This window comes from Bacteroides sp. RCH18, assembly GCF_058231005.1.
Genome location: NZ_JBIPTC010000003.1, coordinates 1 through 20,632, shown reverse-complemented (window position 1 = coordinate 20,632; position 20,632 = coordinate 1). Strand labels below are relative to the sequence as shown.

9 protein-coding genes and 3 pseudogenes are annotated in these 20,632 nt (G+C 41.6%); 7 read left to right on the top strand and 5 right to left on the bottom strand.

All coding sequences use genetic code 11. The annotated features are described in order from the left end of the window. Window positions 1-6: 6 nt before the first annotated feature. The 3 genes from ACHLI0_RS23710 to ACHLI0_RS23700 are packed head-to-tail and all read left to right on the top strand — an operon-like array spanning window position 7 to window position 4,683. Window positions 7-1,692, top strand: coding sequence for an arylsulfatase (locus tag ACHLI0_RS23710; protein WP_490750194.1), 1,686 nt, complete (start codon window positions 7-9; stop codon window positions 1,690-1,692). Window positions 1,693-1,699: 7 nt separating this feature from the next. Further along, window positions 1,700-3,292, top strand: a complete 1,593-nt coding sequence (locus ACHLI0_RS23705) for an arylsulfatase (RefSeq protein WP_032841352.1) — start codon at window positions 1,700-1,702, stop codon at window positions 3,290-3,292. Between the two features lie 41 nt (window positions 3,293-3,333). Beyond that, the gene (locus ACHLI0_RS23700; RefSeq protein ID WP_050547434.1) at window positions 3,334-4,683 is read left to right on the top strand and encodes an arylsulfatase B; all 1,350 of its coding nucleotides are present in this window, start codon (window positions 3,334-3,336) and stop codon (window positions 4,681-4,683) included. An 88-nt stretch (window positions 4,684-4,771) separates the two neighbouring features. Here the strand turns inward: ACHLI0_RS23700 and ACHLI0_RS23695 are convergent, their stop codons facing one another. After that, window positions 4,772-6,121 carry an ATP-binding protein gene (locus ACHLI0_RS23695; RefSeq protein WP_008767666.1) on the bottom strand — a complete coding sequence of 450 codons (1,350 nt, stop codon included), beginning with the start codon at window positions 6,119-6,121 and terminating at the stop codon, window positions 4,772-4,774. 347 nt (window positions 6,122-6,468) lie between these two features. Here ACHLI0_RS23695 and ACHLI0_RS23690 point away from each other — a divergent pair. From ACHLI0_RS23690 to ACHLI0_RS23675, 4 genes and pseudogenes are all read left to right on the top strand, one after another. After that, a pseudogene (locus ACHLI0_RS23690) lies at window positions 6,469-7,080 on the top strand (DUF1793 domain-containing protein); the annotation flags it as partial. 124 nt (window positions 7,081-7,204) lie between these two features. Beyond that, window positions 7,205-10,402 carry a SusC/RagA family TonB-linked outer membrane protein gene (locus tag ACHLI0_RS23685; RefSeq protein ID WP_490750193.1) on the top strand — a complete coding sequence of 1,066 codons (3,198 nt, stop codon included), beginning with the start codon at window positions 7,205-7,207 and terminating at the stop codon, window positions 10,400-10,402. 6 nt (window positions 10,403-10,408) lie between these two features. Then, window positions 10,409-12,274: a RagB/SusD family nutrient uptake outer membrane protein gene (locus tag ACHLI0_RS23680; protein WP_490750192.1), complete on the top strand. Its 1,866-nt coding sequence runs from the start codon at window positions 10,409-10,411 to the stop codon at window positions 12,272-12,274. Window positions 12,275-12,294: 20 nt separating this feature from the next. Continuing rightward, window positions 12,295-13,002 carry a DUF3823 domain-containing protein gene (locus ACHLI0_RS23675; RefSeq protein ID WP_490749539.1) on the top strand — a complete coding sequence of 236 codons (708 nt, stop codon included), beginning with the start codon at window positions 12,295-12,297 and terminating at the stop codon, window positions 13,000-13,002. A 62-nt stretch (window positions 13,003-13,064) separates the two neighbouring features. Here ACHLI0_RS23675 and ACHLI0_RS23670 read toward each other — a convergent pair whose 3' ends face one another. The 4 genes and pseudogenes from ACHLI0_RS23670 to lolB1 form a co-directional block, all read right to left on the bottom strand. Beyond that, a complete protein-coding gene (locus ACHLI0_RS23670; protein WP_234120031.1) occupies window positions 13,065-14,165 on the bottom strand; it encodes a glycoside hydrolase family 43 protein in 1,101 nt (366 codons plus the stop codon). A gap of 589 nt (window positions 14,166-14,754) precedes the next feature. Continuing rightward, a pseudogene (locus ACHLI0_RS23665) lies at window positions 14,755-18,788 on the bottom strand (hybrid sensor histidine kinase/response regulator transcription factor). A gap of 23 nt (window positions 18,789-18,811) precedes the next feature. After that, window positions 18,812-20,119: a murein hydrolase activator EnvC family protein gene (locus ACHLI0_RS23660; protein WP_490749537.1), complete on the bottom strand. Its 1,308-nt coding sequence runs from the start codon at window positions 20,117-20,119 to the stop codon at window positions 18,812-18,814. After that, window positions 20,116-20,585: pseudogene (gene lolB1, locus ACHLI0_RS23655) on the bottom strand (lipoprotein insertase outer membrane protein LolB1); the annotation flags it as partial. The pseudogene lolB1 and the gene ACHLI0_RS23660, both read right to left, overlap by 4 nt. Between the last annotated feature and the right edge of the window lie 47 nt (window positions 20,586-20,632).

Below are 20,632 nucleotides of genomic sequence, written 5' to 3'. Positions count from 1 at the left end.
AAAAATATGAATTCAAAAGCTTTTCTTTTGCCGGCAGCACTGATGATAGCCGGCAATTCCGTTGCAAACTCAAAAGGGAAAAAAACTGATAAAAGACCCAATATACTGGTGATTCTTGCAGATGACCTTGGCTATTCTGATTTAGGATGTTATGGCAGTGAAATCCATACACCTAACCTTGATAAACTGGCACAACAAGGAGTACGCTTCAACCATTTTTATAATGCGAGTCGTAGTTGTCCCACCCGTGCTTCTTTGCTGACCGGACTGTATCAGCATCAGGCAGGAATCGGACGAATGACTTTTGATGACAACCTGCCCGGGTATCGTGGCACACTTTCACGTAATGCGGTTACGATAGCCGAAGTGCTGAAAGAATCTGGTTACACTACCAGTATGATCGGAAAATGGCATGTTGCTGAAACTCCATTGCGTAAAGATCAGCGTGAATGGCTGGCACATCATGTTTACCATGACACCTATTCGGATTTATGTCACTATCCGGTAAACCGTGGCTTCGATTCTCATTACGGAACTATTTATGGAGTAGTAGATTACTTTGACCCGTTCAGCCTAGTTGAAGGAGAAGTACCTGTAAAAGAAGTACCGGAAGGATACTATATCACTCAAGCACTTTCGGATCGTGCCGCAGAAGAAGTAACGGAATATGCCAAGGATGATAAGCCGTTCTTCATGTATTTGGCTTATACCGCTCCACACTGGCCGCTCCACGCCTTGCCGGAGGATATTGAAAAGTATAAGGATACGTACAAAGTCGGTTGGGAAGCTATACGCAATGCCCGTTACGAGCGTCAGAAGCAACTGGGAATATTTCCGGGAATGGACGATTTTTTGTCCGAACGTCAGTTTAAAGACAGATGGGAGGACAATGCTCATGCGGAATGGGATGCCCGTGCGATGGCTGTGCACGCTGCAATGATCGATCGTATGGATCAGGGAATCGGACAGGTTATTGACGCATTGGAGAAGACCGGCCAGTTGGATAATACACTGATTCTTTTCCTCTCAGACAATGGTTGCAGTAATGAGAACTGTCAGAATTACTCTACGGGAGAGAATGACCGTCCGGACATGACCCGTAAGGGAGAAAAGATGGTATATCCCCATAATAAAGAGGTATTACCCGGACCGCAAACGACCTATGCTTCATTGGGTGCCCGTTGGGCGAATGTGGCAAACACACCTTTCCGCTTTTGGAAAGCCAAATCCTATGAAGGAGGAATCTGCACACCGATGATTGCGCACTGGCCGAAAGGAATTAAAAAGAATGTAGGCGGTATGACACCGGAGATAGGTCATGTGATGGACATCATGGCTACTTGTATAGACATGGCTGGAGCAACTTATCCTGCTAAATACAAAGGAAACGATATCATTCCTATGGCAGGCAAGAGTTTGCTTCCTATTTTCAAAACCGGTCATCGTGAAGGACATGATTATCTGGGCTTCGAGCATTTCAATGAGCGTGCATTCCTTGCCAAAGACGGTTGGAAACTCGTGCGTCCGGGCGAGAATGCCAAATGGGAACTCTACAACTTGAATGAAGACCGGAGCGAACAACATAATCTAGCTGATAAATATCCGGAGAAGAAGAACGAAATGGTGAAAGCGTACGAGGAATGGGCGAAACGCTGCATGGTAGAACCCTATCCGGGACAAAAAAAGAAATAAGAGCATTATGGTAAGAACCAACTTCTTAATGACTGCCCCTTTATTGATGGCATCATTTTGTTCCGCACAGGAGAAACCGAATGTCGTACTGATTCTGGTAGATGATATGGGTTATTCCGATATCGGTTGTTATGGTGGCGAAATACTTACTCCCAATATTGATGCGTTGGCGTCTAAAGGTGTACGTTTTACTCAGTTTTATAATACTTCCCGTTCTTGTCCGGCACGTGCAAGTCTGATGACAGGCTTGTACCAGCACCAGGCAGGTATTGGGCAGATGTCCGAAGACCCTTTTGCGAATCCTGACCAGAAGAGTCCTAATGATTGGGGAGTACAAGGGTATAAAGGCTATCTGAACAGGAACTGTGTCACAATAGCCGAAGTGCTGAAAGAAGACGGTTACCATACTTATATGGCAGGTAAATGGCATCTGGGAATGCATGGAGAAGAAAAATGGCCTTTACAGCGGGGCTTTGAACGTTTCTATGGTATTCTTTCGGGGGCATGCAGCTATCTTCGTCCATCGGGAGGACGTGGGCTGACGCTGGATAACACCAAACTTCCGGCTCCGGATGCGCCTTATTATACGACGGATGCTTTTGCTGATTATGCTATCCAGTTTGTGGATGAACAAAAGGATGACCGCCCTTTCTTTCTCTATTTGGCTTTCAATGCTCCTCATTGGCCGCTACATGCGAAAGAGAAAGATATACAGAAATTTACAAAGATATATCGTAAGAAAGGTTGGGATGAAATTCGGGAAGCACGGCGTAAACGGATGGCAAAGATGGGGATTATTGATTCAAATACAGACTTTGCCGAATGGGAAAACCGGAAATGGGACGAACTGACAGAACAGGAAAAGGACCAAGTCGCTTATCGGATGGCTGTATATGCAGCTCAGGTGCATTGTGTAGATTACAATATCGGCAAACTGATTGATTGCTTAAAGAAGAATCATAAAATGGACAATACTCTTATTTTGTTCATGTCCGACAATGGTGCTTGTGCCGAACCTTATGAAGAGCTGGGAGGAGGAAAGGTGGAGGAAGTGAATAATCCGGCTTCGAGTTTTGCGCCGACTTATGGCAGGGCGTGGGCGCAGGTTTCTAATACTCCTTTCCGAAAATATAAATGCCGTGCTTATGAAGGTGGCATTTCTACTCCTCTTATTCTGTCGTGGAAAGGAGCATTAGGGAATAAGAAAGGTAAGTGGTGTCGTGTTCCCGGATATTTGCCGGACATCATGCCGACTATTTTAGAAGCAACCGGAGCTAAATATCCGGAGACTTATCATGGAGGAAATAAAATTTATCCGTTGGTCGGCAGCAGTCTTTTTCCTGCTGTCCATAAGAAAACGGACTCCTTGCATGAATATATGTATTGGGAGCATCAGAACAACAGAGCGATCCGCTGGAGAGATTGGAAGGCTATCCGTGATGAAAAAGGCAAGGAATGGGAACTGTATGATGTCGTAAAAGATCGGACAGAACGCTTTAATGTGGCAGAACAGCATCCGGAAGTATTGACAAGATTGGTTACGGAATGGGAGCGTTGGGCGCATGCAAACTTTGTTTTACCGAAACATCCGAAAAAATAAAAGAAGGACAGATAATGAATAAACTGATCTTGGGGGCGTCTATGGTAGTAAGTGCAACTACATTGTCGTTTGCACAGCAGGTAGAACGCCCTAATATCGTTATTGTACTTGCTGACGATTTGGGATGGGGAGATGTCGGATTTCATGGCAGCGAGATAAAAACTCCTTGTCTGAACGCTTTGGCAGCAGAAGGAGTTGTACTGGATCGGTTCTATACAGCTCCTATCAGTACGCCCACTCGTGCCGGACTTATGACAGGGCGTTATCCCAATAGATTTGGCATACGTACAACCGTTATTCCGCCTTGGCGTGAAGACGGATTGGATGAAAATGAAGAAACTCTGGCCGATATGTTGGCACGTAACGGATATAGTAACAGAGCCATTATCGGCAAATGGCATTTGGGACATACCCGGAAGGTACATTACCCGATAAATAGAGGCTTTTCCCACTTTTACGGGCATCTGAATGGTGCAATTGATTATTTCGATCATATGCGTGAAGGAGAATTGGATTGGCACAATGACTGGGAGACTTGTTATGATAAAGGATATTCTACTGAATTGATTACCCAAGAAGCTGTCAGATGCATCAATACTTATGAGAAAGAAGGTCCGTTCTTGTTGTATGTAGCTTATAATGCCCCTCATACACCGTTGCAAGCGCAGGAAAAAGATATAGAACTTTATTGTGATGACTTTGGTAGTCTGACACCGAAAGAGCAGAAGAGAGTAACGTATCAGGCAATGGTGTCCTGTATGGATAGAGGAATTGGTACGATTGTGGATGCTTTGAAGAAAAAAGGGATAATGGATAATACATTTTTGATCTTTTTTAGTGATAATGGTCCCGCCGGTGTACCGGGATCGTCATCCGGCAAACTACGGGGCAGGAAGTTTGACGAATGGGACGGAGGTGTGCGTGTGCCGGCTGTCTTTTATTGGAAAAGGGCGGAAAGTAACTATAAGAATCTGAGTTCTCAAGTGACTGGATTTGTAGATATCGTTCCGACATTGAAAGAGTTAGTAGGAGATAAGAATCGTCCGGAACGTGCGTATGACGGAATCAGTATACTTCCGTTGTTAATAGGTAGTACCAGTTGTATTGACCGTAATTTCTATTTGGGATGTGGAGCTGTTGTGAACAAAGACTATAAATTGATCAGAAAAGGGCGTAAGCCGGGATTGAATTTGCCACAAGACTTTCTGGTAGACTATCAAACAGACCCTTACGAGAAAAAGAATGCTTCTAATGGAAATGAACAGATTGTGAGATCTTTGTATCAGGTTGCTCTGAAATATGATACCATTACTCCTTGTTTACCCGAGATTCCTTATGGTAAAGGACGTGAGGGGTTTAAAGCACCTGTGGAGTGGAAAGTAACACGCTGAATGAATCGGGCCGAGGCATTCCGAAATGCAGGGTATGTGTTATTAATTCGAGAGACTACTCAATTATAAGACAGCCTCTTTATTATATTTACATATCTTTCAATCCCAGAACTTGTGTCTCAATATCATATTTAGACATTTCTTTTTGTTTTAAATGTTCCACTTTCTCCATGAAAACAGTATGGCTATAGTTGTTCTCAGGAACTCGTTTAACTTCAGCAATAAGAGCTTTCTTACCACTGGATTTAAGAGCAACAATATCTATTTCATAAGAATTTATTCGTTGTTTGCCAATAGAACTTTTTGTTTCCCACCAAGAGCCTATTTCCTTGAAACCTCCGGTTTCTGCCAGTTTCTGTTTGAAGTATTTCTCTAACACCCTACCTGAATAGGTCGGATAATCAGCTTTTGCTAATTGTCTCAAATCATCAAAATTCTGTAATTCAATATAAGAGCGATTCTGCTCAATATATTTAAACCAGAAATTCAAGAAATTATCACCAATAACATATCGTACATTTTTCTTAGTTCCGGGTTTTGCAAAAATAGGACGTTCCCGGGTTATTAAATTGTATACATTCTCCAGTTTGCTTAAATAACCTCCGATAGCTGTACCGCCCAATGCCGATTCTATCTCGCCTTGCGTATAGTGCCCGTTGGCGATTTCTGACAAAATGGAAAAATAGGTACCATAGTTTTTCCCAAACTCAGTTATCAATAAATTACGTCCTTCATCTATAAACAAGGAGTTTTCCGAAAAGACAAAGTCATACATCTTATCTATAGTAAGCGCTTGGTTATCACAAAACAACTCTACATATTTAGGGATTCCTCCTGTCAACGTGTATAAAGCTAATAAGTCATCATTGCTATATCCGGAAGCAAGATCCTCCATTATTTGTTTCAGGACACCGATCTTAAAAGCACGCAGACATAAAATATTGTCAGCACGCCCAAATAGGGGTTCATTATGATCAGTGAATATTTTCTGCATTAAGGAGTACACAGAACCACTGATGACCAAATTTATTTTAGTTTCTTGTTTATACTCATCCCAAAGATTCTGCATATCACTAAAGACGTCAGGTCGGATATTATAAAACTCTTGAAATTCATCTATGACAATATTAAAAGCACGTGTTTTACCAACTTCAAAAAGATATTGCATCAAATTGGTAAAAGTAGGTATTCCTTCAGGAACGAATATGGATAGAGTTTCACGTACTATCTTTACAAAATCAGTAACTAATATGCTTTCAGCTTTTCTTCCAATGAATAAATAAACTGTAGGCGTTCCTTTCAAAGCCTCCTTTATGAGACTGGTTTTACCAATGCGTCTACGTCCTGTGACCACAATCATTCTGGAATTTTGAGTAAATGCAAGCTCTTGCACACGCTTCAATTCCGCAACTTCTTTTTCTCTATTATAGAATTTCATAATGATGATTTGTTTTCTCAACGGCCATTGACTCAACCGCTGTTGCGAAAATACAAAATAAATTGAGAACAATCAATTTTAGCATGCAAATTATGAATGTTTCATCCTATATTATAATTCTTTAAGTAATGCAGATTAAGTTTCTAATTCCGTTATAACATATCTTTCTATATGTCCAAACATTTTTATAACATGGGGGTATATGAATCGGATTAGAGGAGATAATGCAAATTTGTTGACATAGTACTATTGATAAATAGCATAAAGATTGAGTTAGAACAACACAAATACAATACGTTACCGAATTAAACCGTTGATAATATGCCGTTTACAACCTTGCTATACGGTTTGGACAGGACCCGGAGAACCAATTATGTACGGATGACTTCGCCGGTCATTGGGCTCATAATGCCAATCTTTCGGTGAAAGCGATCATGGGTGTAGCCGGATATAGCGAAATGGCGCATATGCTTGGTTTAGATGATGTTGCAGAGAAATATGCAGGTATAGCCAAGAAAATGGCGGTGAAATGGGAAGAAATGGCAAATGAAGGTGATCACTACCGTTTGGCGTTCGACCGTGAGAATACCTGGAGCCAAAAATACAATATGATTTGGGATAAGATGTGGAACCTAAATTTATTCCCTAATAACGTAATCAGCAAAGAAGTAAATTATTATTTAACAAAACAGAACCGTTACGGATTACCGTTAGATTCCCGCAAAGATTACACTAAATCTGACTGGATTATGTGGATTGCAGCTATGTCTCCAGACCAAAATACTTTCGAGAAGTTCATAATTCCTCTTTATAAATATATCAATGAAACGACTTCACGTGTGCCCATCAGCGATTGGCATGAAACCAAGACAGGTAAAATGACAGGTTTTAAAGCGCGTTCAGTAATTGGAGGATACTGGATGAAAGTATTAATAGATAAAGTACAGAACAAACAATAAAATAAATAATCGTTCAAAGTTGATACAATTAAATAGAATGTGAAATAACTCAACATATTTTAAACATCCATCTGTATTGTACTTATTCTCTAAAGTATAATACAGGTGATAAAATTAATTTGCTATGAAAAGTGAAGAACAAGTATTTTGGTTTTTAAGCCATAACAAGATGTGGTGTATCCCACTCTGTCTGGCTGCATTTTCATTATTACCTAGTAGCTATACTCATGCTGCCAGTATAATAGATGAAAATACATTAATAGTAAACTCTACCCAACAACAACGTATTGTAAAAGGTACTGTTATTGATGCCAACGGTGAGCCATTAATAGGAGTCAATGTAAAAGAAGCAGGGGGGAGTACTGGTACAATCACTGATATAAACGGTGAATTCTCTCTAAATGTAGCCCCAAAAACAATATTAGAAATTTCTTTTATCGGTTATCAAACACAGAATATTACTGTGGGAGAGGCAAGACAAATTACTATAACCTTACAGGAAGATACACAAGTTTTAGATGAAGTTGTTATAACAGGGTTTGGTATGTCACAAAAGAAAGCGACATTGACAGGCGCTGTTTCTTCAATTAAATCTGAAGAAATTGCTCGTTCCTCTGCAGTTACTGCAGGTGGAGCTCTGGTTGGTAAAATTGCAGGTGTAAATACTCGTCAACAAGATGGACGTCCTGGTGCTGAAACAGCTTTGCAAATTCGTAACATGGGTACTCCATTATTTGTAATTGATGGTGTTATTTCAGATACAGGGCAATTTAGTCAGATGGATTTTAATGATATTGAATCTATATCTGTACTAAAAGATGCATCAGCTGCTTTATATGGGGTACGCGCGGCGAATGGAGTAGTGGTTGTTACAACTAAGAAAGGTAGTCGTAATTCTAAAAATACAGTTTCTGTTAATGCTTATTATGGTTGGCAGAAAAACTCCAAATATGTTAGTCCAGCTAATGTAAAGGATTATGTTCATGCCTATGTAACAGCAGAAACATTCTCTGGACGTAATGGTGATTCTCGTCGTTACAGCAAAGAAGAATACGAAAAATGGATGAGTGGTACAGAACCTAAATATCAAGGCTGGGACTGGGAAGACTATATTTGGGTAAGCGCTCCACAGTATTATATTAATACTAATTTCTCTGGAGGTACAGATAAAGCAAACTATTATGTAGCAGTATCCCACATTAATCAAGATGCAACTATCCGCAATTACGGTGGATTTCGTCGTACAAATGTACAGATGAATATCGAAATGAATGTAAATGAACGTCTCAAGGTGGGGGCAAGTATGAATGGACGCATTGAAGATCGTCGTCATCCTGGAGTACCGGGAGCAGATGATACATGGCTGCCTCGTTTTGCAACAATGAAAAACCAACCGACTAAACGACCATTTGCTAATGATAATCCGAATTATCCACAGCTCGTATCCGACCAACCGGAAACAAACTTTGCTATTCTGAATTACGAAACTACAGGAAAGGTATCGGATGTATGGCGCGTAATTCAAATGAACGGTACTGCTGAATATGAGATTCTGAAAGGATTAAAATTCAAAGGGATGCTAGGTTACTATTATGCTTATAACGAACTGGATAACCAAGAATTCACTTACGAACTATATGGTTATGACGAACAAAAAGATAATTACTATGTAACCAACCGTATGTCAAATCCTTATCGTGAACGTAACCGCGAGAAGGTAGAAGATCAATATTCAAACTTTCAGTTAAACTTTGACCGCAAATTTGGTAAACATGCGGTTGTTGCTGTAGCCGGATTTGAGGCAAGTCAACGTAAACGCCCTAAAATGTGGATTCATTCTACACCAGTTTCTAATGCAATGGATTTGATTCGTCTGAAAGAAATTCAGGAGTTTAATGATGATGGAAATAGAACAGAAGCACGTATGGGGTATTTGGGACGTATCAATTATAGTTATGCAGACAAATACTTAGTTGAATTAATAGCTCGTTGGGATGGCTCATGGAAATTCCGTCCGGATAATCGCTGGGGCTTTTTCCCATCAGCATCTTTAGGCTGGCGTGTTTCTGAAGAGAACTTCTGGAAAGAGAGCAAAGTTGGTGAGATCGTAACTAATTTAAAACTACGTGGTTCATATGGAGAAGTTGGTGATGATGCTGTTTCTGACTATTCTGCTTTTGACTATCTACCTGGCTATAATTACAACAGTGGAGGTGCGGTAATTGACGGCAACTGGGTAGTAGGAACCTCAACTCGCGGACTACCTAACCAAACACTATCCTGGATGACAGCAAAGATTTTAGATATTGGCGTGGATTTAGGTTTTCTAAATAACCGCTTGAATATACAATTTGATTATTTTCGTCGTGTACGTGATGGAATTCCTGAACCTCGTTATGATGTGTTAATACCGAACGAAGCAGGTTTTAGTCTACCAAAGGAGAATCTTAAATCAGATATGCACAAAGGTTTTGATGCTTCCATTATGTGGACTGATCATATCAATGATTTCAATTATAGTGTTGGGGGCAATATAACCTATTCCCGCTTTTGGGATTGGGAACAGTATAAGCCGCGCTTTAGTAATTCGTGGGATGAATACCGTAACAGCATTTGGCATCGTGTAGGATATGTGAATTGGGGGTATGAAGCTATCGGTCGTTTTGATAGTTGGGAACAAATTGCCAATTATCCAGTTGATAATGATAGAAAAGGGAATCGCACAGTAGTTCCAGGGGATATTATGTATAAAGATCAAAACAATGATGGCGTGATCAATTATTTGGATGAACGTCCCATTGGGTATCGTGTGGATAGTACTCCTACCCTCAATTTTGGTATTAATCTTTCTGCATCATGGAAAGGATTTGATTTGGCAATGGATTGGACCGGCTCCGGTATGACATCATGGAATCAATGTTATGAGACAGCCCGTCCGTTCCAAAACGATGGAAACAGCCCTGATGAAGTATTGAAGGATGCATGGCATTTATCTGATATATGGGATGCTAATAGTCCGTTAATTCCTGGTAAATACCCCATGGTTCGTCTAAATACTGATGAAACTAGTGCTTATGATAAAAGTTCATATTGGTTACATAATGTAACTTATTTAAAGTTACGTAATTTGGAAGTCGGCTACACATTCCCCAAAACATGGTTAAACAGAACTGGCATTAGTAATTTAAGACTGTTTGTTTCAGGTACAAACTTACTGACTTTATCCAATTTGTCTGTGATGGATCCGGAATGTGCATCTGACAACGGTTTGGATTACCCTCCGATGCGAGTAATAAACATTGGCGTAAACCTAAAATTTTAAGAAACAATGAAAAAGAAATATTTATATACAGTAATGACTGCCACGATGTTGGCATTGGGCAGTTGTAGTGGCTTCTTGGACACAAAGCCCGATACATTATTAACCCAAGATCAGACTTTTGGAGACCCTACATTGGTTAAATCCGTATTGGCAAATTTTTATGGACGCGTAACAATAGGACAGCGTATTGATGACTGGGATCAATGGACAATGCTAGACGAGGTAATTCATTTCGACACAAATAGCGACGAAAATGTCGATAGAAACAAATGGCGTACATATGACTATACTCTAGTACATGACCTTAATCAGTTCTTAGAAGGTATTAAACCCTCAGACGCTGTAGATGAAGCCACGAAAACTGCTTATATAGGTGAAGTACGCTATATTCGTGCATGGCTTTATTTTTGCATGGGACGTACTTTAGGTGGTGTACCTATAATAAATGATGAAATATTCAATTACACTCCAGGTATGGATATTACAACTCTGCAGATACCCCGTTCTACTGAAGCTGATTTATACGATTATGTAATCTCAGAATGTCAGGAAGCCGCCAAAATGTTGACCAAAGACACTAACAAAAACTCTGCACGAGCCAATTATTGGGTAGCAAAAATGCTGGAAGCCCGTGCGGCTTTAACTGCAGCTTCATTAGCTACTTATAACACGGCCGAGACACATCCGCAGTTGCGCACAAATGGTGGAGAAGTAGGTATACCGGTTTCCAAAGCCCAAGAATACTATAAAATAGCATTGGCCGCTGCAAAAGATGTTATAGAAAATGGACCTTACAAGCTCATGCTGGCATCAGAGCAAACTCACAAAGCACATGCGGACAATTTCTATAAAGCTGTATGCCAAAAAGATGGTAATACAGAAGTCATTTGGTGTCGTGATTATGTCTCTCCGGGACAAACACATCAGTTCACTAAAGGAAACCTGCCCAAAAGTATAGAACAAGATACTGGAAGTGACCGTTTATCTGTTTTGCTAAATCTAGTTGAGGCTTTCGAACCGCTTGATGCCACAGAAGAACAAAAAGGAACGAGTATACCATTTGAAATTGGTACCCTTGAAAATCCGAAATTCTTTACCGAACCAACAGAACTATTCATGGAACGTGACCCGCGCCTAATGGGTTCTATCATTGTACCTGGAGCAACTTTTGACAGTAAGGTTATTGAATTACAAGCTGGGCAACTGCGAAAAGAAAATGGTTCATGGTCTGAAGTAACTGGAGCCCGTAATTCTTATGACGAGGATGGCAGGTTGATTACAGCTAATAATGGTCCTTTCGGCGGTAATGACCGAGAAATAAACCGTACCGGTTTCTACGTGCGCAAATATTTGGATGCTACACCTTCAGCAGGTACTATTGGACGTGGTTCCGAAATGTGGAATGTTTATTTCCGTATAGCAGAGGCTTATCTAATTGCCTCTGAAGCTAGCTGGGAGCTATCACGGGATAATACTGATACAGATGCACTGAAGTATATTAATGCCGTTCGTAATCGGGCCGGAATCTCGTCATTAAATACAATTGATCATGAGAAAATCATGCATGAATACCGAGTAGAATTTGCATTTGAAGGTAATCGATGGTGGGACCTGAAACGCTGGATGGAGGCAAGCAAAATATGGACTGGTGAACCAACAGCAAGAACTTCACAACGCTTAGGGCTATGGCCATTCAAAGTGGTTGCTTCAGGTGATCCTAACGATGGCAAATGGGTATTTATTGAAAAAGATATGCAAAAGTTAGATTTATGGCGCCGTCCGTTAAAATGTACAGATGCACAATATTATTCAGAAATTGATAACGGCTGGATTAATAATAATCCAAAGTTAGTGAAGAATCCTTATCAGTAACTTAATAAGAAACAATGAAGATGAAAACAATATTAAAAATATATTCAATAGTCATATTGTCTATTTTTGCATTAATAAGCTGTAGCAAAGATAATTATGACGAACCGACTTCCTTTATAAAAGGCCGTGTGGTTTATAAAGGAGAGGCTTTACAATTACGTGGCAATGAAGCAGTCAAATTGCAGCTATACCAACGTGGCTATCAAAAACACGATCCAGTAGAGGTTTTTGTAAACCAAGATGGAGAGTTCTCTATCTGTATCTTTGATGGACAATATCAATTAATAACGAAGGCTGGCAATGGACCTTGGAGTGATGAGGGACGCGATACTATAGAGATAAAATTAAATGGACTTACCACACAAGATGTTGAAGTAACTCCTTATTACTTAATAGAAAATGCTAAAATAGCTCTGAATGGTAATAAAGTTGACGCTTCATTTAAAGTAAATAAAATAGCAGGTACTGGAATTGATCGTATGATTATGTTATTAAGTACCACACAATTCTTGAGTGATGCTGAACATAATGTAGATCGTTATGACGAAACCGAAAATTTAGCACAATACGACGAAACAGGTAAGATATATAGTTTTACTACCAAAGATTATACTAATAACAGTATGTTCCAAACAGCTTTAAAAAGAGGAACACTGTTTGGACGTATTTGCCTGTGGCCCAAAGGGTCTGATCAAGGAATTTATTCGGAAGTATTTAGACTTAAATAGAACTATATTTCAGTTTTATTTATGAGGGTGTCTTCGGACACCCTCTTATCATTTATTCTAACTCAAGGAGTAAACGGAACTGTACCAGATGGTTTAGGCAACAGAGTATTCACAGGTAAAGGGACTCCCAAATCCGGCATTCCATCAGCATCCCATCCTATCTTCTGCAATCGTGGATTGCGACTCTCCGACTCTCCCGTATTACCGCTAGGAACACTTCTTGCCTGATACAATATATACCATTCCGTTCCATCAGGCGAAGGAAGGAAGGAAAGGTTAGCCGGACCATACACTCCATCTTCCGGTCTCTGCTGAAATACAGGAACGGGGCTCTTCTTCCAGGAAGCCGGATTCAGCAAGTCACTATCCGCGTCGGCAGTCAACATTCCGGTACAATAATAAGGAGACCAGCAACCGCTTGCCGCATAATAGACAATGACAGTCCGGTTATCTTTGGAATGAAAATACTGAGGGCTTTCATTTACATAAATCGGATAAGCAGTCCGCCCGCCATCCGGATTTACCCACTGCCGTTCCCATTCATACTCCGGCTTCGAAATCATAACCCTTTGCGTAGCCAATGTCCAGGGATTTTCCATGCGGGCAATATAGATGCATTGTGTTTCACTGCCTATCCTCCGATTAGGCCACCCGGACCATAGAAGATAAAGCTCCCCTTTATGTTCAAAAGTTGAGGGATGTATTCCCCAGTTCCAATCGGGATTGGTCATGATCGCTCCTTTCATGCGAAACTCTCCTTGCATAGGGTCAGGAGAATCATTCTCAATCACATAAATCTGATGATTATCTGTATTTCCGTCATCGGCAGCAAAATAGATATACCATTTACCATTGATATTCCGTATTTCCGGATTCCAGAGGTTATGGCTATTCGAAGGATCTTTAGGCACCCAGACCTCTTTGCAAGTGGAATGAGCCATATCGGTAATATCGGTGGTTACCCACAGATATATTTGCTCATTAGTTTCATGGGTATAATAATATTTACCATTATGGTAAATCGCGCTTGAATTAGCCCCTTCCATAAATAATGGATTGGCATAAGTATCTTTTTCAACATCTTCTTTCTTTCCTGCCCGTTTGGAATTACAAGAGATGTTCAGCAAAACAAGGAATAATAACAAACATAAATTGATTCTCATAGTTTCATTTTTAAGATGATACAAAGAAAAGACTTTTTTTTCATTAATAGTTAATAAAGCGAAAATAAAAATTAAGTTTGGAATATCATTCTCGTCATTACATCGTGACACATCCTGCTGATGACAGGAAAACAGAAAAAAGAGAATGTAAAGACAAACTACCTATTAATAATAAAAACAGAAAGTTTCTTGGTATCATTACACACTTTCACACGAAATATATTAACCCTTTATATACTTCTTCCGAATCATTTATTAATAAATTCTTTCATCGTTTATTATAAACGTCCCCCAAGTTTATTATAAACTAGGATTTCGTTATTTCAGTAACAAATATTAATTTTAAGCAACAAAAAGGGCTGCAATTCCCATAAAGAATCGCAGCCCTTAGCTTGTATCAGACTATCCGGCAAGCACTATCCGAAGTGGAAACGCTTGCAATCTGTTATTATATTGTACTTATTATTACTCATTTTTCGTCTATATTATCAATGTTATCGAATTTACTTCCGGTTCTCACTTACAAATATACAACATAAAAAACGGTTTGTCAAGCCCTGCATGCTTCTTTCATCCATCTGATGACAAATCAAACGGTAGAATCGGCATCCGGAGTGCTTTCTGCCGCTGTCTCGGAAGCAGACAACTGATTAACATATTCCTTCGGGAGAACTCCATATTGTGCCTTGAAACACTTGGCAAAATAAGAGGAGGAAGTGAATCCAACCTGTGCCGCAACCTCGGAGATACGTGTACCGCCCTGGATTAACTCAGCTGCCTTATTCATACGGAGGGCCTTCAGATAATCATTGGGTGACATTCCCGACAATGCTTTTATCTTCCGATAGAAGTTGGAACGGCTCATGTTCATCTGCTCTGCAAGAGTATCGATGGAGAAATTCTCGTCTGCCAACTGGTCGGCAATCACTTCCTGTATCTTGGCAACAAACTCACAATCTCTCTGAGTCATCGCAAGTTCTGCCGAGGCCTGATTGGCATTCCCGGACAAACTGGCCATCAGCTTATGGAAAGACTGCCTCAAGCGGAGCAGGTTCTCGATCTGCTTATGCAGTTGTTTGATAGAGAATGGCTTCTCAATATACACATCGGCTCCGCATTCCAGTCCTTCCACCTTAGATTCCAGCGTCGTTTTTGCCGTCAGTAAGATGACCGGAATATGTGAATAGTCGATTTCCGATTTCACTTTGCTACAGAGTTCCAGCCCGTTCATTTCCGGCATCATCACATCACTGACGATGACGTCTACACTCTCCTGTTCGAGTATCTCAAGTGCCGCACGCCCATTCGGGGCTTTCAGCACACGGAACCAGGCAACCAACGAGTCACGCGTCAGATTCAACAGTTCGACATTATCTTCTACCAGCAATACGGTGAATTTCTTTCCGGAGAACTCTGAAGGAATATTCTCTGCCGAACCTTCGTTTTCGGAATGAACTTCAACGATATCAGCTGCTTCTTCTGCCTTCTTTTCGTTTAAAGGAAGAGATAATATAAATGAAGAACCTTGCGGTTCGTTATCATCAAGGCGCAGGCTGCCTTGATGAGCTTCTGCCAGAGATTTCGCAAAAGCCAGTCCGATACCGGTACCTGTGGCGGTAGCGACTTTATCATCCGGCATTTGGTAGAAGGCTTCAAATATCTTTCCCTTTTGGGCATCCGGTACTCCACGACCGTCATCACTCACATATATCTCATATCCCGCATCAGTTGTCACGAGTTTCAAATCGATACGCGTACGGGCATATTTTATCGCATTGCCCATCAGATTCACCAGTATCTTACTCAACTTTTCCCGATCGACCATTGATACCAGTTCCTGCTCGGGCAGAGTCAATACCAGTTCAATTCCCTTTAACTCGGCAGGACTGGTGAACTGACTATATACATCATTCACTATTTCCTTAATATCGCAACTTGCCAGATTCAGTTGCAAAGCTCCGTTTTCCATCTTCTGGAAGTCGAGCAGCTGATTGGTAATCCCTAAAAGATAGTTTACATTCTTATCTATTACAGACAGATACTTAGCCTCTTTTCCTTCATGTTCTATCTCTTGCAACTTTTCAAGAGGCAATCGGATCAGACTGAGAGGGGTACGTATCTCATGTACCAGATTAATGAAGAAGCCGATCTTTGATTTATAAACTTCCTGTTCTTTAGCAATCTGATATTTTCTCCATCCGGCGTTTGTACTTATGCTTCACGCGAAGATTCCAGCGCCATGCAATCCAGACAATCCAGCCCATCAACAGGAGAATATAAATAAAATAGGCGAAAGAGCTACGCCACCAAGGGGAGTAATCACTACCCGCAGAGTAGTTGTCTTCTCGTTCCACTGATGGTCATTATTGGAGCCACGCACTTCGAACTCGTATTCTCCGGGAGGCAGATTGGTATAAGAAGCAGAGTTGTTCTCGGAGTTGGTAATCCACTCTTTATCTACTCCTTTTAATATATAGGAATATCGGTTTCGTGCCGGGTCTTCATAGCTTAGCGCCACAAAACGAATCGTGAAACTATTATTTTCATAAGACAAGGTTATCTTGTCAGCCATATAAATCGGTTTCCCCAGTTGAAGCAGCTTCTTCACTTCCTGTTCGTCATTCAGGTAGGATAAACGGATATCAGTCACATATACCGGAGGAATGTAGGAATTATCCACAAAACGTTCCGGCTGGAAAACATTGAAACCATTGATTCCGCCAAAATATAGTTTACCTTCAGAAGACTTTAAAGAAGAACGTGCCATAAACTGATTTCCCTGCAGACCATCATTAATCGTAAACTGTCGGAAATGAGCTTTAGAAATCGGATTAATCTTAAATATCCCTGCATTGCTGGATATCCAGAAATCTCCTGTCTGATCTTGTTCAATAGAATAGATCACCTTATTGGGAAGCGCAGAATCAAACTCAATAAATGCCTCTGTTTTGGGATCGAAGGAGCATAATCCTCCCCCATTCGTGCCAAACCACATCACGCCTTTGTTATCTTCAAATACCGTGATCACCGAATTACTGGTAATGGTGGTCGAATCTTCCCGTTCGTGCTGGAAATGTTTCCAGTGTCCGCTCAGGGTATTGTAGGAGAACACGCCGCTGTTGGTCGTTGCAATCCACAGGTTGTTATACATATCCTCATATATATCGCCCACGGAAATCATGGAACCGATACTGGTGATCGTCATGAAATTATCGGCATCAGGATTATACCGGCATAAGCCCCAGCTTGTTCCAACGAAGATTTCCCCTTTCCGGTCTTTATACATACATAGTACGTCATTGCTGCAAATGGTATTGGGGATTCCGCGCGAGTGGGTATATTCCTTTATCGAACCGGTACGCAGATTAAGCACACGTATTCCTTCCGCATAAGTACCGATCCAAAGACAATCGCCGTCTAACATCAAAGAGCGAATATCATATTTCTGACTCTTTACACCACCGATATGATATTCCGAAAGCTCCCGTGTAACGGTATTGAAGAAATACAAGCCACTCTGAGTACCAATCCAGATGTTTCCGTCTTTATTTTCACAGAATGGGCCTACCACCTCTCCTGCTCCCGCTATCCCGACAGATAGGCGGTGAATAGTAATCGAAACGCTTGGTCTGCTTGGACATATAGTTGATACCTCCCAAGTTCGTCAATACCCACAGAGCACCTTCCGCATCCCACATCATGCCGTTTATGGTCTGATCACTCAGACTTCGCGGATCAGCCGGATTATCTGCACGGAGGAAGGTTTTCGACTCGCGGTTGAATAGATAGAGTCCATTATCGTTCCTACCAGCAGTTCATTCTCCGTATATTTCAGCAGCTGCGAACTGCCCCGAAGTTCAATGAAGGAGCCATGTAATTCTCAACCGTTCCGGTCTGCCGGTTCAATCTCCCCAACAAATTGTTGCCTGCTCCCAGCCATACTTCTCCCTCTACATCGAGTACACAGTTTATTTTGTAACTATCGGAAGAGTTCACGTCCGATGAGACTTTATATGATTGCAGAAATTTGCCGTTTTCATCGAAACAAAGCAGTCCTTCCTGTAGCGAAGAAACATACACCTTCTTCTTATCATAACTCTGACAGACATCCCAGACAAAAGAGGTCTGAATACTATTCTGAGTCAACACTTCGGTCTTGGGATCATAAATAAAAAGTCCCTGCCCCAAGGTGGCAATCCAGAGAAGTCCGTTCTCCGTCTTTACAATCTTCTTGATTTCACTGCTGACGTATACGCCATATTGAGTGGTCTTATCAAAATAGGAGAAACGGTCCGTTGCCCGGTCATAGATATACAGTCCGGAGTTCGTTCCAACCCATATATTCTGATCTTCTTCAATCAGTGCCTCAACGAAGTTGTTCTCCAATGAGAATTTATCGTTCAATACATTCCGATAAACTTTATTGCCCCGACCGTCATAACGATTCAGTCCGTCACTGGTGCCCAGCCAGATAAATCCATAGCTATCCTGTATAGCACACCATACCGTATTATGTGACAAGCCATCTTCCACCTGATATTTCTTGAAGGAGAAATAGGGAGATGCAGACAATGGTTCGAGCCAGAAGGCCAGTAAAAGTATCAGTATCTTTGTTAACTTCATACCAAGTGTGTCTTATGTTTAGATTAACGATTCAACCAGGGTTCCGGATTCAACTTTTCTTTCTCTCTGCGTAACTGGAAATGCAGTACCGTTCGTCCGTTATCCGCGCCATCAGAGAATATCTGTCCGATAGACTGCTTTGTGCTCACCGTATCGCCGGATTTCACCGAAGCGGAAGACAGATTACAGTAAACGGAAATATAATTACCATGCCGGATGAGGACGTTAAATAGTCCGTTCAACTGGAACACGGCTGCTACCTTACCATCAAAGATGGCACGGGCTTGTGCTCCCGGCTTTCCTTGTATATCAATTCCTTTATTGTCCAGCTTCACATTACGGAGTCCTTCAACGGAATACTGTCCATAGCGGCTGGTTATGATATAAGGTCCGGATATAGGCATCGGAAGTTTTCCACGGTTGGCAACAAAGCTACCGGACAGTTCACGATCTGCCTTGCTCATCGTAAAAGCGTCCAATGGCTCCGACTTCGGTTTGGCAGCCGTTCCGGTTTCGGAGGCACCTTTGTCATTTGTATCCGCCTTCTTGCGGGCTACCGCTTCGCGGCGGGCTTCTTCCGCGGCACGTTTGCGGGCGCGTTCTATTTCTTCTGCGATCAACCGGTCGATACGGGCATTCAGTTGATTGGCTTCCCGTCTCTTCTTGTTCACTTCGCTTTGCAGACCTTTCTGTTTCTTTTGCAGATTAGCTACCAGCGTACGCTTCTCTTTCTCCTGAGCTTCCAGTTTCGCTTTTTCGTTCTCACGTTCTTTCAGCAGTCCCTCTTTGGCGGCTTTCACTTGCTGGCGTTCTGCTTTTTTCTTCCGTATCTGCTCCTGCTTCTTTAATATTTCCTCCCCCTGCAGACGCTGATAGGTGGCATATTCACGCACATAACGCATACGACGATACGTTTGTCCCAGGTTCTTGGCGGAGAAGATAAACATCAGTTTCTCTTCAATCGATTTATTCTTATAGAGGTACTGAACAGATGCTTCGTACTTCTTCTTTTTCTCTTTCAGGTCTTTTTCAAGACTGTTCAGTTGCCGGTCCAATGACACTAATTCGCGTTCGATAGTCTCCACATCGTTATTGATCGCAAGGATATACCGTTTCCGTTCTTCAATCTGTCCCGTCAGTGCCGCCAGTCCGTTCAACTGACTGCCTACGTCCTTCTTTGTATTCTGTAAAATCGACTCCGTCTCGGCGATCTGCTTCTGCAGTGCACCGCGCTTACCTTCCAGTTCACGAATCAGCTTGTTCGATTGAGCAGAAAGCGGAATTGCCAGCCAAAGGCTGCTTACCAGAATTACAAAGAGACGTTTTATCATAATAAAGCTACCAGCATTTTCATTAATTCTTCCAAAGAGACCTGACGGTATCTGGAAGTAACTTCTGTCGGAGTGATCGAAAGTTCTTTGGTCGAAAAATCATAGAGTTGTACTTTCGCTTTCTCCAGTTTGGGGATTCCCATGTCTTTCCCGGATAGTTCAGTTTTTCCTCCGGGTTTAGAAGCGTCAGTCAGCAATTTCTCCAATTGGGAGAACTCTACGTTCTTCGATAATATTTCTTTCAGCTCTTTTTTGGTTGCGCGTACAAACCGCTTGTTCATCCGGTCGACGAATAATACTTCAGTAGGAGTCACCTCGATGCGTGCCAATTCCGTACGGAGAATAGGCATCAGCAAGGAAATCTGTACCCGTTCACGGCTCTTCATCTTCATGGTACCGCCCACTGACATACTTCCGCCTTTACTCGGAATCGTCACTGAAGTCTGGAAGCCAGATAGCTGGAATAGCTACTTCGGAAGCAGCTCTTCCGGCACCTTTGTCGCCGTCAGACGC

Coding starts and splice junctions, on each gene's coding strand:
- ACHLI0_RS23670 (WP_234120031.1), bottom strand. CDS start 14,165: ATGAGAATCAATTTATGTTTGTTATTATTCCTTGTTTTGCTGAACATC.
- ACHLI0_RS23680 (WP_490750192.1), top strand. CDS start 10,409: ATGAAAAAGAAATATTTATATACAGTAATGACTGCCACGATGTTGGCA.
- ACHLI0_RS23660 (WP_490749537.1), bottom strand. CDS start 20,119: ATGATAAAACGTCTCTTTGTAATTCTGGTAAGCAGCCTTTGGCTGGCA.
- ACHLI0_RS23700 (WP_050547434.1), top strand. CDS start 3,334: ATGGTAGTAAGTGCAACTACATTGTCGTTTGCACAGCAGGTAGAACGC.
- ACHLI0_RS23705 (WP_032841352.1), top strand. CDS start 1,700: ATGGTAAGAACCAACTTCTTAATGACTGCCCCTTTATTGATGGCATCA.
- ACHLI0_RS23695 (WP_008767666.1), bottom strand. CDS start 6,121: ATGAAATTCTATAATAGAGAAAAAGAAGTTGCGGAATTGAAGCGTGTG.
- ACHLI0_RS23685 (WP_490750193.1), top strand. CDS start 7,205: ATGAAAAGTGAAGAACAAGTATTTTGGTTTTTAAGCCATAACAAGATG.
- ACHLI0_RS23675 (WP_490749539.1), top strand. CDS start 12,295: ATGAAAACAATATTAAAAATATATTCAATAGTCATATTGTCTATTTTT.
- ACHLI0_RS23710 (WP_490750194.1), top strand. CDS start 7: ATGAATTCAAAAGCTTTTCTTTTGCCGGCAGCACTGATGATAGCCGGC.